This window comes from Paenibacillus sp. VCA1 (genome assembly GCF_031583795.1).
GTDB lineage: Bacteria > Bacillota > Bacilli > Paenibacillales > Paenibacillaceae > Paenibacillus_AQ > Paenibacillus_AQ albilobatus.
Genome location: NZ_JAVLSX010000009.1, coordinates 235,825 through 251,179 on the forward strand (window position 1 = coordinate 235,825; position 15,355 = coordinate 251,179).

Here is a 15,355-nt window from a genome sequence, read left to right on the forward strand (position 1 = left end):
GAACGAGGAGGAGCAGAAGCTTCATGGAACTACACGTCAAGAAAAATGCATCCAATACATCACAAGCACATGCCAACCGCGCGCGGATGCTGATTTCCTGTCCGGACGGACCGGGAATCGTAGCGGCCGTTTCCCATTTTCTTCATCAGCACGGGGCGAATATCGTTCAATCCGACCAATATACGATGGACCCGGAAGGCGGCATGTTTTTTATGCGGGTCGAATTCGATCTGCCGGATTTGCAGCAGCGATTGCCTGAGCTTGAAAGAGAATTTGCGGCCATTGCGACGAAGTTCAGCATGCAGTGGAACATATTCGATGTGAACCGCAAGAAAAAGCTCGCGATTTTCGTCTCCAAAGAGGACCACTGCTTGGTTGAGCTGCTGTGGCAGTGGCAGGCCGGGGATTTGGACGCCGACATTGCGATGGTTGTGAGCAATCACCCGGACATGAAAGAATACGTGGAGTCGTTTGGCATACCGTACCATCATATTCCGGTAACGCCCGATACAAAGCAGGAAGCGGAGAAACGTCAGCTGGAGGTCGTCGGCAGCGACATCGACGTTATCATTTTGGCCCGTTATATGCAGATCATTTCTCCGTTCTTTATCGAGCACTATCGTAACCGGATTATCAATATCCACCACTCCTTCCTTCCGGCCTTCGTCGGCGGCAAACCTTATGCCCAAGCCTACGAGCGCGGCGTAAAACTCATCGGAGCGACCGCCCATTACGTCACGGAGGTGCTGGACGGCGGCCCGATCATCGAGCAGGACGTGCAGCGTGTCAGCCATCGCGACGATGTCGGCGAATTGAAGCGGATCGGCCGCACCATCGAGCGCGTCGTATTGGCGAGAGCCGTCAAGTGGCATATCGAAGACCGGATTTTGGTGCATGAAAACAAAACCGTCGTATTTAACGGCTAAATTCGACTTTTCTTCATAACGTAACATCAACCCGAACAAACCTGCTTCCGCCCGAAGCAGGTTTTTTTAAAATCATCGCAGTTTGTACCCCTCCTTTTTCAAACACCCTAGAAACACGAAACGGCATCAAATAAGTCCCGCCTGAGGTTTGCTCCATACTTTACGGAGAGAGTCAGGAATGGTGACTAACCTCGTCGCTTGAACGTATGGGATCAGAGACCATCCAACATAAATCGAAGCAATTTTTCCCGTCCGGACGAAATATTTTAGGAAAATTTTAAAAATATTGAAGTGAAATGGCGAAAACAAGCGTCTTTAATATGTGGGGATTTTGCCAAAAAAAGATAAACGCATGTTAAAACCATGATGAGAGAGGAGCAGAAATGTTGTCTTCGAACAAATGTGACAAGAAAAGGCGGACAAGGCTGCCTTTATGGGCAATCGCGTTGCTGCTGCTGCTTCCGCTGGTCTCCGGCGCAGGCACGGTGCACGCCGACGACAAGCCGTCCATTGCCTTAAAAAGCGAAGCAGGATACGGGGGGACGATTAAAGAAGGAGCATGGAATCCATTAAAGCTGACGTTGACGAGCAATCGGGACTTGTCGGGGGACATCGTGTTCCAAGTGATGCAGGATCGGTACGGCAACAGCCCGGCGTCTTATGTTCAGCATGTCGAGCTGCCGAAGGATACGGCCAAAGAGATCGTTCTGGCCATTCCGGGGCAGCAGTACGACAAAAACAGCAACCAAATCCTTTTTTATGAGGGATCCGTCAAAAAAGGAAATCTTGTCGGCTTTTCGTCCGGAAAAAGCTATATCACCGGAGCTGGCATGAATCCGACGAACGTCGCCGTCCTGTCCGAGGACCCGGATGCGATGAATTTCCTTGCGCTGCTGCCAAGCGGCAATACGAAAGTGAACGTACTCCACATGAAGCAGCAGGACATGCCAACCGACCCGATGCTGATGGACGGGCTGGACGTGATCGTGTTCAATCGTTTTGCTTCTGATTCCCTGACTCCGGCGCAGGTTACCGCGATCGAACAGTGGGTCAGAACGGGGGGACGGCTGGTGCTTGGGGGCGGTGCGGCATATCCGAAAACGGCAGCTCCTTTTGCCGCCATTTCGCCGGTCGAATATAAAGGCACCTTTAGTGCGGGATCGCTGCCCGAATTGGAAAAGCTGGGGGCTTACAAGCAGGGGAACGCCAAAGGCAGCCCCGGCAAGCTGAATTTGGACGGCAACCTTACGTTGTCCGACGCCCAGCCGGTGAAGGGGGCGACGGTGCTCTATTCAACCGCAGGGAAACCGCTGTTTGCAAGTAGACAAGTCGAAAACGGCAGAGTGTTGTATGCCGCTTACGATGTGGCCCAAGAGCCGATCGCTTCGTGGCCCGGCCATCCGTACGCGTGGTCCGCGCTGCTTGGCAGCGAGCTGCAAAAAAACAACATGAAAGCGATGACCGGAAATTACAATCCGCTGTTGAACCTGAGCTATATATTGAACTTTTTCCCTTCTCTTAAAATGCCGTCGTTCAAGGTTCTGGCCTCGCTGATCGTGGTTTACGCCATCGTTGTCGCGCCTTTGCTCTATTGGCTTCTGAAAAAAGCCGACAAACGGGAATGGGCATGGTGGATCATTCCTCTCGTCGCGGTCATTGCCAGCGGTGCGGTATACATGGTCGGCGCGTCGGATAAAACGAAGGAGCTTGCGCACACGCTGAACGTCGTAGAACTGGACGGGAACGGGCTGGGCAAGGTCAAAAGCGCGACCGCGTTTTTTTCCCCGGGCAGCGGCGATTACCGGCTGGAGCTTCCCGCCAACACGTACGTGAAAATCCAGCGCGACGGAGGGACGTTCTCCGGATCGGACGGCAGCCGCAATCTGGTTGAGGTCGGGCCGAAAAGCACCGAAGTCGAGCTGCTCGACATGCCGCAGTGGTCCCTGGCCAAGCTTTGGGTGGAACAGCGCCGCCAAAACGAAGATTTGGGCCGGCTTGAAGTGAGCTTGTTCATTAACGACAACGGCAATCTCGACGGGAAAGTAACCAATACGACGTCGACAAGCTTGAAAAACGCCGCTCTCGTTGTAGGCGGCAAGCTGTACCCGCTGGGGGATATGGAGAAAGGGAAAGCCGTTTCCCTGGCGTCGGTCAAAAGCGTCCAAACGGCCCGGAACGGCATGCTCAGCTTCGCGCTGTTCCATGGTTACCCGAACGGAAATGACCGCTATACCCGGGAGAGAGGCATGGTGGACAATTACCTTCAAGGGTCGGCATGGACTTCCCGAGATGCCTATGTTTTGGCGTTCAACAACGATAAACTGCTTCAATACCGCAGCGACAGCCACGACATCGAAAGCGAACAGCTAAACCTTTGGCTGCAGCCTGTCAACATCAGCTGGATCCAAAACGGCAAAATTAACATCCCGTTCGGGTTCATTGCGCCCGTCGTCAATCAGATCGCCGCACCGGGCTGGTACGAGGACCCTACCGGAATCAGCCATATCGAGCAGGGAAGCGTCATGTTCGACTATGACGTGCCGGATTTGAAAAAGATGGCGGACGGCGCAATAAAGCTCCGGAGCAAAAATTTGGGCAAACAAACGGAGTATCATATTTTCAATTACAAAAAGCAGGATTGGGAACTCATGAAATGGGATACCTCCAAACCGTGGAGCGCGGCGAACCCGAACGACCAGTACGCTTCGCAAGGACGGATCCGCCTGAAGCTGACGGCCAAAGCAGCGACGGAACTTATGCTGCCCGAGCTTGCCGTAGAGGGGGCGGTAAAACGATGATCGATATTCAGCATTTAAGCAAACGTTACGGCAACTTCGCCGCTTTGAAAGATATCAATCTGTACATTCCCGAAGGGACCGTGTTCGGGTTCGTCGGCCCCAACGGCGCCGGGAAATCGACGACCATGTCGATTTTGGCGACCCTGATGCTGCCGACGTCCGGCGTGGCCAGGGTGGACGGCTTCGACGTTACCCGGCATCCGAAGGAAGTGCGCAAACGGATCGGGTATATGCCGGATTTCTTCGGCGTATACGATCAGCTCAAAACGACGGAATATTTGCATTTTTACGGAGCGAGCTATAACATTCCACGCGCCGAGCGCGAAAAGCTCATTCCCCAGCTGCTGGAGCTGGTGAACTTGAGCGACAAACACGATGTCTATGTCGACAGCCTTTCGCGGGGGATGAAGCAACGTCTATGCCTCGCGCGATGTCTGATCCATGATCCCAAGGTGCTGATTTTGGATGAACCGGCTTCCGGCCTCGACCCGCGGGCCAGAATCGAAATGCGCGAAATTTTGAAAGAGCTGAAGCAGATGGGCAAAACGATCATCATTTCCTCGCATATTTTGCCGGAGCTGGCGGAAATGGTGGATGAGATCGGTGTCATCGAGCATGGGGAAATGGTGGCGCAGGGCAGGGTCGCCGACATTCAAGCGCGCCTCCGCGTCAAAAAAGTGCTTCATGTCCGTGTCATGGAGCGCCAGGAGGAACTGGCCGCGCGTCTGCAGGACGAGGCTCTCGTTTCTGCGGTGCTCTCCGACAATACCGGTGTCCACGTTCATTATGGCGGCGGGGATTCTGAACAGGCGCAGCTGCTGCAGCGCATCATGTCCTGGGGATATGCCGTCATCTCCTTCCATGAAGCGCAAACCAACCTGGAGGACGTATTCCTCGAGATTACGAAAGGAGGGCCTGCCGAATGAACTGGAGCCGCAAATGGATCAATCCGGTGCTCGACAAGGAATTCCGCCTGCGCATGCGGACCCCGAGGTCGGCGATTTCCCTGCTCGCATACGTTTTGGTGCTTGGGGTGATCGCGCTTGGTTACATTTACGTTTCGCTTTACCTTGGCAATCAGGGGAACCAGCCTTTTAATTCGGGCGCCGGCCGCATGATGTTCTACGTGCTGAGCTTTACCCAACTGGTCTTGATCGCGTTTATGGCCCCGGCGCTTACGGCCGGCGTGATCAGCGGGGAACGGGAAAAGCAAACGCTGAGCATGCTGCTGACGACGCAGCAAAGCTCATCCACGATCATCCTGAGCAAGCTGTTTTCCTCCTTAAGCTTTATGACGCTTATTATCGTGGCGACCATGCCGATTTACAGCATCGTGTTTCTGTACGGCGGCATTTCGCTGAAACAGATGCTCTTCATCTTCTTGTTTTATCTGTTTATTATGCTGCTGTTGGGTTCGCTTGGGGTGCTGTTTTCAACCTTGTTCAAGCGTACGATGATTTCCGTCATCGTCACTTACGGCGTCGGTTTGTGCATTTTTCTGCTGACGGGGCTGCTTTATTTGTTCGTGATGAGCATCGTGCAGCGCAGCTATTATTCGATTCCGTCGCCGGCAACGGGGCCGACGTATTCCTTTGTCGGCTACATTCTCGGGCTGAATCCGGCGGGGGCGCTGGTCAGTTTGTTCGACCCCGGCTTTTCGAAGGGGGCATTCCTCGTTCGTAACGGCAACCTGAACGCCGACGCGCCGATCCAGCTGTGGCAGGAATTTTTGCTGGTGTACAGCGTGGTCATCATCGGTTCGTTATGGATCAGTATCCGCAAAATTCGTCCGGTGGCAAGACGGAAGCATAAAAATCAGGAATACAAGGCTCCATCCGTCGAAACGGGCGCGAGCGATCCTTCTTAAAGATTCGATAGGAACTTTCACGGCAAGGGCTGGTGGACAGGAAGGCCTCATGCCGTCCACGCCAAGCCCGGCAAGAAAGGAGGGAAACGGAATGGACGCCATTCGGAACGCCATCGGAAAAACGAAATATCGGCTGCAGCAGTTTCGGTTATTGCGCTCCGCATTGTACGGGAGCGCCGCAGGCTTCGGGTGCGCGATGCTGGTTTTATTGGCGGCGCGTTTATGGCCGGTTCCATCGTACCGTTTGCTGGCGCTGGCGGCCGCGATCGCCGGCCTGGCCGCCGGGATGGCGTGGGGGCTTGCGCATCGCGTAAAAGACCATGAAGCCGCGCAGGCCATGGACGAGGCGACGGGCGGAGCCGAGCGGACCGACATGATGGTTACGGCGCTTGCTTTTTCCGGTTCCGACGCCCCGGCAGCCGTTTGGCAGCGCAAGCAGGCGGAAGCATACGGGAAACGATTCGTCGCCGAGCTGAAGAACAGGCTGCCGCATCCGAGCTATAAAAAAATGATGATTGCCGCCAGCCTGCTGTTCATCGGGGTGATCGTGCTTGCGCTGCTGCCCAGCCCGATGGATGCCAAGCTCGCCGAAGCCGCCCGCCAAAAAGAGTGGGTTCAGGACCAGAAAAACAAAACGGAAAAGCTCGTGCAGCAGCTTGAGACGCAAAAACTCGACCCTTCCGCGAAAAAACCGCTGACAGACAGCCTTCAAGCGCTGCAAAAAAAGCTGGAACGGCAAAAGGATCCGGAACAAGCGCTGGCCGAGCTTGAAAAAACGATGAAGGAAATGGAAAAAACGGCGGCGAAGCAGGAAGCGGCCGTGCGGAACGTGAAGGAGCTCGGGAAGAGGATGCAGAACGATCCGAAGATGTCCTCCCTGGGCAAAAGCCTTGCGGAAGGACAGACGGAGGATTTAAAGAAGTCGATGGAGCAATTCAAGCGGGAGGTTACGCGGCTTTCGAAGGAGCAAAAAGAACAGCTGCGGGAGGCGCTGAGCAAATTGGCCGAAGAAGCGGATAAAAATCCGGACACCAAAGCGCTGAAAGACGCTTTGAAAAAGACCGAAAAGGCGCTTGCCGAAGGAGCGAAAGACAAGGAGGCGGAGGAGGCGCTGAACGATCTGGAGGAGGCGCTTGCCAAGGCTCTGGAGGCCCGTGCTTTAGCCGCGAGCCAATCGGCCGCAGCTTCCAGCCTGAGCTCGCAGCTGGCTTCGCAAGGGCTGGGTCTGGCTTCGCAAATGACCGCCTCCGGCATGCAGGTGTCGGATACCTGGGCAAGCGGAGGCAGCGCCGAAGAGCTGGCTTGGGCTGAGGGGGACGAAGGCGATGCGGAAGACGGCGCCCAGGCCTCCCCGGGAAGCAGCGGAGCGCAGGGCTCCGGGCAAGGAAACGGTTCCGGCAGCGGCATGGGAAGCGGCGCCGGGGCGGGAACCGGCACGGGCAGCGGCAGCGGCTCGGGTATGGGGCAAGGCCCCGGAGCGGGGCTTGGCGCCGGAGGGCAAAACTTCGTCAAAACGCCGCGCAAGTTCGCGGGCAGCGGCAACAAACAAAACGACAAAGGGCCGCTGCAAGGCCAGGGCGGAACGATCCAGAAAGGCGGCGTAGCGCCGGCCGTGGATGGAGCGAGCCGTCCGTACGAGGAAGTCTATAATGAATACGAAGCCGAAGCCAAAAAATCGCTCGGGCGGCAGGAGCTGCCGCAGCAGATGCAGAGCCTCGTCGAAAGTTATTTTACGGGGATCAACCCGAATCCATAACGCTAGTTCATATAGCTATAGGCTATTGTCCGGAATATTACGATCAAGCGATGCAGCGGTAAGGCAAGCCTTTTGCCGCGCTCAAAAATGCGGATGCCGCCTGAAAGCGTTAAAAGCGGCAATCCGCGGCATGACCATGTTGATCCGAGAAGCGAACGGGAAGGAGCATGAAGATGCAGGAAACTATCATCCAGCCTGAGGCCTGGAAAGAAACGATTGCGCGGGTGCGCGGCCAAATCGGCGAAGTCATCGTCGGACAGCAGGAGGTCGTCGAACAAATGCTTTGGTGCATTTTTGCGGGAGGTCATGCGCTGCTGGAAGGAATTCCGGGACTCGGGAAAACGATGCTTGTCCGCACCATTGCCGACACGCTGGAGCTGTCCTTCTCCCGCATTCAGTTTACGCCCGACTTGATGCCGAGCGACATTACGGGGACCCAGATTCTGTCGTTCGGCAAGCAAGGCGAGACGGGCATGACGTTTCAGCGCGGGCCGTTGTTCAGCAGCATCGTGCTGGCGGACGAAATCAACCGCGCTACGCCCAAGACGCAAAGCGCGCTGCTGGAGGCGATGCAGGAAAAAACGGTGACGGTCGGCAGCGAGACGCATCGTTTGCCCAATCCCTTTTTCGTCCTGGCGACGCAAAACCCGCTCGAAAACGAGGGAACCTACCCGCTGCCGGAAGCGCAGCTGGACCGTTTCCTCCTCAAAATCCTTGTGCCTTATCCAAGCGCCGACGAGCTGAAGGAAATCGTGAAACGGACAACCTCCAATCAAGCGCCGTCGATCGCGAAGCAGGCCGGACCGGAGGAGCTTCTGGAGATTCAGCATGGGGCACGGGAAGTCCTGGTTGCGGACGAGGTGCTGGATTATGCCGCCAGACTGCTCATGATGTCGCATCCTGAGGAGGCTTCCGCGCCGGAAGGCGTAAAAAAATACGTGCGTTTCGGCTCCGGGCCGCGCGGGATTCAGTCGATCATATCGACCGGCAAAGTGCGGGCGGTTTGTCAGGGAAGAATGCATTTGGCGCAAAGCGACATTAACGCGGTAGCCGTGCCTGCGCTGCGGCACCGGATCTTTTTGAATTTCGAGGGACAGGCGCTCGGCGTCACGACCGATCAGATCATCGGGGAAATGCTGCAGGCGCTCGGAGGGCGGCCATGACCGGCACCCATCTGTTGCCTTCGGACTGGATGGCGCGCCTTGAAAGGCTTACGCTCGGTTCCGGCAGGAGAGTGGCGGGCACGCTTCAAGGCAAAAGGCGTTCCAGCCGGCTCGGTTCTTCCCTGGAATTTGCCGATTATCGTTCCTATACGCCCGGCGACGACATCCGCCGCTTTGACTGGGGCGTCTATTCCCGGACCGGAAAACCGTTTGTACGGCAGTTTATGGACGAACAGGAACTGATGGTGAGCCTTTACGTGGATTGTTCGGCTTCGATGGACTTTGGCGGCGCATCCGGATCGGACGGAAATGTAAGCCGAAAGGCGGGAGAAAATAAGCTGCTTTTTGCGAAAAAGCTTGCAGCCAGCATCGGTTACATTGCGCTTTGTTCATACGAGCGGGTGGCGGTCAGCTGCTACAGCGACGGGCTGGACGGCCGTTTGCCCATTTTGCGGGGAAAAGGAGCGGCCTTGCGGATGTTTCAATTTTTACAGGACATGCCTTCGGGCGGGGAAGGCAGCCTTGCGGCTGCGCTCGCACAACCCGGGGCGATGCCGCGGCTGAAAGGAATGACCTGGATTTTTTCCGACTTTTGGCTTGCCGAAGGCGCCGAACAGGCCGGAAACGCGCTTTCCCGCCTGGCTAGCGCCGGTCAGGAAGTTGTTTTGGTGCACGTGCTTTCGCCGGAGGAAATCGATCCGGAGCTTAGCGGCGATTTGCGGCTTGTGGACAGCGAGCTGAACACCGGCAAGGAGGTTGCGATCACCGGCCGCGTGCTTGAACGTTACCGTGAGGAGCTGGAGCTGTACCGGAACGAGCTTCATAAAATCGCCTCGGAGCGCGGCATTTCCTATGCGGCGGTTTCCAGCGGCATGACGCTGCAGGAAGCGGTGTTCGGCGTATTTGCGGGCTCGGGTTTGGTACAGGCATAACCGGCCTTAAATCATAATGGGGGAGGAGGAATCCGAGTGGGGATCGGTTCATGGCTTGGCCTTTGGTTCGGTTTGAGTATACCGGCGATTTTGGCGATGTATTTGCTGAAACGCAAGTTTATCGACACCAAAGTGCCAAGCCATCTGTTGTGGCAGCGGGTCATGAAGAACCTGGAGGCCAACCGGCCGTGGCAAAAGCTGCAAAACAGGCTCCTTCTTTGGCTTCAGCTGCTTGTCGCAGCCGTGCTTGTTTTTGCGCTGATGAAACCTTACTGGTGGGCGCCGGACGGCGGAAAAGGGCATGTCGTGCTGGTTGCGGATACGTCGGGAAGCATGGGCGCAACTATAAGCACCGGCCGCGGAGAAACCGCCGAGGAGAGTCTCGGGCAGATGAAGCGAATGATAAAGGATTATTTGCGGCAGGAAGCAAAGGATAGCGATATTACGCTGCTTAGCATGAATGCGGAGCCGAACGTGGTTATTTCCCGGGAAAAAGATCGCAGCCGTGCCTTGGAAGCCGTCGATTCACTTCAGATCTATTACGGCAGGGCCGCCTACGACGAAACGCTGTCTCTTGCTTCGGCCTTGACCCGTGACGAGACGGACGCCGAGGTTGTCGTGTTCACCGACGGGCAGTGGAGAGGCAATCCGGATTCGATTCCGTTTCACGTTCCGGTGAAGGTCATGAAAACGGACGCACATACAGGCTCTAACCTTGCGCTGCAGCAATTCGGCGTCAAAGACGGAGCGGACGGAAAGACGGCGGTGGCCGTGGTGAACAACGGCGGCGGCGCCGCGAAAGAGGCGAACGTCAATATGTACGGCGACGGCAAGCTGCTGCAAACGGAAACCGCCCGAATGAAACCGGGAGAAACCGTTACGCTCACGTTCCGGAATGTTCCGGATGCGGAGGTATATCGGGCCGAGCTTGAGGGGCAGGACGATTACGCCGCCGACAATGAAGCGTACGCGTTTTTGCAGCGAAACGAATCGCCGCGGATTTTGCTGTTGACCCGGGGGAACCTGTTTCTGGAAAAAGCTCTGCAGTTGACGGGCGCCGAAGTGGTCAAAATGACGTTGACCGGGAACGAAGGCGGGGCATCCGTTTCCGGTGAACCCGGCACGGCCGTCGCAGCCGTTCCCGAAAACGCGCCTAACCTGATCGTCATTGACGGGCAGACGCCTTCTTTTGCGGCCCAGGGAGACTGGCAGAAACTGATCGACCGCACGCCGGTATGGACGGTTGGAGGCAGTGACGGCAAAATGGACGTAAGCGGCGGCCAGCCGAAGCTTGAAAATCATCCGGTAAACCGGTACGCGAGTTATAACGGGGTGTATATCGGCAGCCTCTTGAACCGTCCGCTCCCGGATTGGGCGACCCCGATCGTCAGCATCGACGGCCATCCCGCGGTTATCGCGGGAACCGCCAACGGGCAGTTGCGCTTATCGTTTTTATTCGATTTGGAGGACACGGATTTTCCGCTGTCGGCCGAATTCCCGATCGTGGTTCACGAGGCGGTATCCTGGCTGACGGGGAGCGGAGGCAAAAATCTGGGGCGCCACACGGCGGGGACAAGGGTGGAAATCCCGATCGCTGCCGATACGGTTTCAGCCCGGTGGATTGCCAAAGACGGCTTAGCCCAAAAACTGAAGGTTCCGGAAATCAAGGCCGAAGCCGGCGAAAAAGGGATCAACGCGCTGCAGCAAATGCCTCCGGTACCGGGGTTGTACGTATTCGAGCAGCAGAACCGGGAAGGGCAAACGACCGGGTATTTCGCCGAATCTTCGGCGGACCCTTTTGAAGTGAAGCGGGGCGAACCGAATGCGAAGCTTGCCGCCATCGGCCAAGCCGCGGACGGAAACGGCACGGCCGCAAGCAGGGCGGTTGAAGCGGCAGCCGCCAACAGCGGCGGGGAGCGGCGCCAGATGCCGCTCGTGACGCTGCTTTCGTGCCTGGCCCTGCTCATCATTCTCGTGGAATGGGGGGTGTACCAGCGTGGGCGTTCAATTTAACCATCCTTGGCTGCTGCTTCTGCTTATTCCGCTCGCGGCGTTTATGCTGTACGCCTACAAATCGGATTTCCGGCTGTCGGGGGCGCGAAAAACCGGAGCCGTGACGTTCCGCTCCGTCATTCTGTTGCTGCTGGTGCTGGCGCTCTCCGGCTTGCAGTCTTATACGGTTCTTGAACAAAAAAAGGTCGTGTACGTCGTGGACCGGTCCGCAAGCATGCCGGAAGCCGGCCAGGCGGAAGATTGGATGCAGAAATCGGCGGGAGCAAAAAAAGAAAAGGACACCGTCGGCGTCGTATCTTCGTCGCTTCAGGCATCCTATGAGCAGAAGCTGCTGAACCGGCTGCCGGATCCTTTCCGGCTCAACGCCGCCGGAAACCCGGATTTCACCAATCTGGAATCCGGCCTTATGCTGGCCGGGAACCTGCTGGACGGCCGTTCCGATTCCAGGATCGTGCTGATCAGCGACGGCAAGGAAAACGTCGGCAGCATGCTGGCTGCCGGAAGGATGTTGAAGGACCGGGGGATTCCCGTCGACGTTTTGCCTTCGCCTTCCAGGCAAATCGAGGATGTATCGGTCGAAGAAGTAACCGTGCCCCATAAGCTGTACCAAGCCGAATCTTTTTCGATCGAAGTGCTCGTGCGGAGCACCTACAAAGGCCGCGGCGAACTGAGGCTTTATGAAGACAGCCGGGAAATCGGAAGGGAAACGGTCGACATCGCCGCAGGCGAAAACCGGTTTGCCGTCAAAGCGCTCGCGAAAAAGACCGGACTGCACCGGTACCGGGCGGAAATCTTCATGAACGGCGACAGCCAGTCGGCGAACAATGCCGGTTATGCGTTTACCCGCGTGGACGGCCCGCCGAAGGTGCTCATCGTCGAAGGGAAAAAGGGGACCTCGGGGAATATTGCCGCCGCCCTGTCATCGGGGCTTGTGCAGTATGAAATCATGCCGAGTCCTGCGCTGCTCCCTAGCGAGCTGGCGAAATATGCCGCGTACGATTCGATCATTTTCAACAACGTATCCGGAGACCAGGTCGGGGAACGCCGGATGGAGATGATCGAGCAAGCGGTAAAAAGCTACGGCATTGGCTTTATGATGGTCGGCGGCGAGGAATCCTTCGGCATGGGCGGTTATTTCAAAACGCCGATCGAACGGGCTTTGCCCGTATCGATGGAGCTGGAAGGGAAAAGGCAGATCCCGTCGCTGGGGCTGATCCTCGTCATCGACCGCTCGGGCAGCATGTCCGGCGACAAAATGGAGATGACCAAGGAAGCCGCGATCCGCACCGTGGAAATGTTACGGTCCAAAGACACCGTAGGCGTGTTGGCTTTCGACACCTATAATTGGTGGGTCGTTCCCCCGATGCGGCTCGATAATAAAAAACAGGAAGTGATCGATGAAATCCAATCGATCCAAAGCGACGGGGGAACGGATATTTACCCCGCCGCAGCCTCTGCCGTGGAGGAAATGCTGAAGATCCAGGCCCAACGCAAGCATATCATCCTGATGACGGACGGGCAGTCCGCCGGAAACGGCGGATACGGGCCTCTGCTGGATCAAATGAACGACGCCAAAATTACGATGTCCACGGTAGCCGTCGGCGGCGACGCGGACGTGAATCTGCTTCAGACGCTTGCGGAAGGGGCCAAGGGACGTTTTTACATGGCGCAGGACGAAACGACGATCCCGGCGATTTTCAGCCGCGAAGCGGCCATGATCTCGAAATCGTACATCGTGGACAAGCCTTTTGTGCCGGCCATGCAGGAACCGGGCGACTGGAGAAAGCTCTTCGAGGGCGGAGTACCGCAAATTTACGGCTACGTGGCGACGACGCCCAAGCCTTCGGCGCAGACCGTGCTTGCAAGCCCCGAACCGGACCCGCTGCTTGCCCGCTGGCAATACGGCTCGGGCCGCACGGTTGCCTGGACAAGCGACATGATGGGGAAATGGTCGAAGGATTGGGTGGCGTGGCCCGCCTTTTCCAACGTGCTGACGCAAATGGTGAAATGGACCTTCCCGCAGTTTTCCGCTTCGCCATATGAAGTGAAGACCCAGGTGGAAGGCAACAAGGTCCGCTTTGAAGTCAGCGCCGTGGACGGAACCGGACCGGAGCAGCTGCAGGCGATCGTGACGGGCGACCAGCTTCAGCCGGTGAAAACCGATCTGGTTCAGGAATCGCCGGGAACCTACAGCGGGGAAATGACGGTGGATCAGCCGGGCTCCTTCCTGCTGACGCTGGAAGACGGCGGCGGAAAAAGCGTCGCCATGCCTACCGGCCTGATCGTTCCGTATTCTCCCGAATACCGGATCGAAACAGGCGACGCGGACCAGGAGCTGAAGCGTCTCGCCGAAATGACCGGCGGGCGCGTGCTGTCCTGGGATCGGCCGGAGGAGCTGTTTGCCGCTGCTCCTCGCCCGAGCCGGCAGCTGCATGACCTCGGCCATGCGCTGCTGGCGGCGGCCCTGATTTTATGGGTCGCCGACATCGCCGTGCGCCGCCTGGCCCTCCCATGGGGCCGGCTCGGCGCACGCCTAGCCGCCGCGCTGCGCAGGCGGCCGCAGCCGGCCGGCGGGGCGGAGGCCCCGGACGCCGGCCTGGGCAGGCTTGCCGCGCGTAAGCAGCGCGCGGCGGCCTTTTACGGCGGCGGCTCCGCCGCGCCGCCGCCGGAACCGGCGCAGCCGCAGGCACGCGCCGGGAAACCCGAAGCCGGAGCGGAGCGTCCGGCTTCCGAGGCCCGCCCCGCGGCGCAGAGCCATGCCGGCGTGCGCGGGCGGGAAGCGGCCCGGCCGCCTGCGGCGGGGCCGGGCAAACCGGCGGCGGCCGAACCGAAGCCGCCGCAGGATGAGCGGTCCGCAGCGATGGATCGCCTGCTGGCCGCGCGCAAACGCAATCCGCGTTAGCTAAGCGCCGCCAAAAAGGCAGAGCTAAGGGCGTAAGCGCTGCTGGCCCAACTGAAAGCCGACAGCGCTTATGCCCAATCCTAAAGAAGGCGACGTCCAATCGGACAAAAGTTGACTTGAGGTATTTTTATCCACATGTTAAGATAACAATAAACAAGGACGGTATGCCGACCGTCCTCAGTACAAACATCTTGAGCGGGATTTCCCTCCAGGATGATGTATAACCCGGAAATAGTAACCCACTTTGGCAACGACCTATGAGTGGGTTACTTTCGTTTATCGATGTAAGTCAGCAAAGCCAACAGGAATAACCCGAAGGTAAGCACTTCACCGAACGAAATGTTCATCGCATCACCTCCTTCCGGAGGGTGCGTCCACTCAAGGTGTGTATGTACAATCCATATTATACCATAGGAACTGACGTTCGATGGTGTTTTTTTCGTACCATTCATCATGTGCGCCGCGAACCGAACCTAAGAAGCGGCTTGAGGTATTTTTCTCCACATGCTAAGATAACAATAAATAAGGACGGTGTGCCAACCGTCCTTTGTACAAACATCTTGAGTGGGAATCCCCTCCAGGATTATGATCTGACGGAAGAAGTAACCCACTTTGGCGACAACCTATGAGTGGGTTACTTTCGTTTATCGATGTAAGTCAGCAAAGCCAACAGGAATAACCCGAAGGTAAGCACTTCACCGAACGAAATGTTCATCGCATCGCCTCCTTTCGGAGGGTGCGTCCACTCAAGGCGTGTATGTACATCCATGTTATACCATAAGGGCCTCGTCCGAGAGTCCTTTTTCTTTTGCAAGATGGACGATCTCGCCTGCAGGCCGAAGACCGTCCCCATGATTCGTGCCGGACGCATCCCGGAAGACGAATCACTCCAGCTTATCCCCTTAAACTTCTAGCGGAGACCCCTTCGGGCAAAAAAATTTATGACAAATGTTGTGCATTAAGATAAGGCGCGCCAAGCTGAATGTGACCGCTTTAAC

Annotated in this window: 9 protein-coding genes; all 9 read left to right on the forward strand. The window is 57.1% G+C overall.

The features are described from left to right. Window positions 1–23: 23 nt before the first annotated feature. The 9 genes from purU (at window position 24) to RJP21_RS21285 (ending at window position 14,357) form a co-directional block, all read left to right on the forward strand. Complete coding sequence (purU, locus tag RJP21_RS21245) at window positions 24–926, forward strand: formyltetrahydrofolate deformylase (RefSeq protein WP_310861072.1); 903 nt, start codon at window positions 24–26, stop codon at window positions 924–926. 386 nt (window positions 927–1,312) lie between these two features. Then, window positions 1,313–3,724 (forward strand): DUF7408 domain-containing protein, encoded by a 2,412-nt coding sequence (locus RJP21_RS21250; RefSeq protein WP_310861073.1) that lies wholly within the window; start codon window positions 1,313–1,315, stop codon window positions 3,722–3,724. Beyond that, window positions 3,721–4,650: an ABC transporter ATP-binding protein gene (locus RJP21_RS21255; RefSeq protein WP_310861074.1), complete on the forward strand. Its 930-nt coding sequence runs from the start codon at window positions 3,721–3,723 to the stop codon at window positions 4,648–4,650. The genes RJP21_RS21250 and RJP21_RS21255 overlap by 4 nt, the downstream gene beginning before the upstream one ends. After that, window positions 4,647–5,591, forward strand: coding sequence for an ABC transporter permease (locus RJP21_RS21260; RefSeq protein WP_310861075.1), 945 nt, complete (start codon window positions 4,647–4,649; stop codon window positions 5,589–5,591). Before RJP21_RS21255 ends, RJP21_RS21260 begins: the two co-directional genes overlap by 4 nt. Window positions 5,592–5,682: 91 nt before the next feature. Continuing rightward, window positions 5,683–7,347, forward strand: coding sequence for a phage tail tape measure protein (locus RJP21_RS21265; RefSeq protein ID WP_310861076.1), 1,665 nt, complete (start codon window positions 5,683–5,685; stop codon window positions 7,345–7,347). A gap of 173 nt (window positions 7,348–7,520) precedes the next feature. Next, window positions 7,521–8,510: an AAA family ATPase gene (locus RJP21_RS21270; RefSeq protein WP_160042736.1), complete on the forward strand. Its 990-nt coding sequence runs from the start codon at window positions 7,521–7,523 to the stop codon at window positions 8,508–8,510. Further along, entirely contained in the window at window positions 8,507–9,442 is a 936-nt protein-coding gene (locus tag RJP21_RS21275) for a DUF58 domain-containing protein (protein WP_310861077.1), read from the forward strand. The genes RJP21_RS21270 and RJP21_RS21275 overlap by 4 nt, the downstream gene beginning before the upstream one ends. A 36-nt stretch (window positions 9,443–9,478) precedes the next feature. After that, complete coding sequence (locus RJP21_RS21280) at window positions 9,479–11,455, forward strand: vWA domain-containing protein (protein ID WP_310861078.1); 1,977 nt, start codon at window positions 9,479–9,481, stop codon at window positions 11,453–11,455. Continuing rightward, window positions 11,439–14,357: a VWA domain-containing protein gene (locus RJP21_RS21285; protein ID WP_310861079.1), complete on the forward strand. Its 2,919-nt coding sequence runs from the start codon at window positions 11,439–11,441 to the stop codon at window positions 14,355–14,357. The genes RJP21_RS21280 and RJP21_RS21285 overlap by 17 nt, the downstream gene beginning before the upstream one ends. Window positions 14,358–15,355: the final 998 nt, after the last annotated feature.

Bases quoted from the DNA above. Each gene is read 5' to 3' on its own strand.
- RJP21_RS21255 (WP_310861074.1), top strand. From the start codon at position 3,721: ATGATCGATATTCAGCATTTAAGCAAACGTTACGGCAACTTCGCCGCT.
- RJP21_RS21265 (WP_310861076.1), top strand. From the start codon at position 5,683: ATGGACGCCATTCGGAACGCCATCGGAAAAACGAAATATCGGCTGCAG.
- RJP21_RS21270 (WP_160042736.1), top strand. From the start codon at position 7,521: ATGCAGGAAACTATCATCCAGCCTGAGGCCTGGAAAGAAACGATTGCG.
- purU (WP_310861072.1), top strand. From the start codon at position 24: ATGGAACTACACGTCAAGAAAAATGCATCCAATACATCACAAGCACAT.
- RJP21_RS21260 (WP_310861075.1), top strand. From the start codon at position 4,647: ATGAACTGGAGCCGCAAATGGATCAATCCGGTGCTCGACAAGGAATTC.
- RJP21_RS21275 (WP_310861077.1), top strand. From the start codon at position 8,507: ATGACCGGCACCCATCTGTTGCCTTCGGACTGGATGGCGCGCCTTGAA.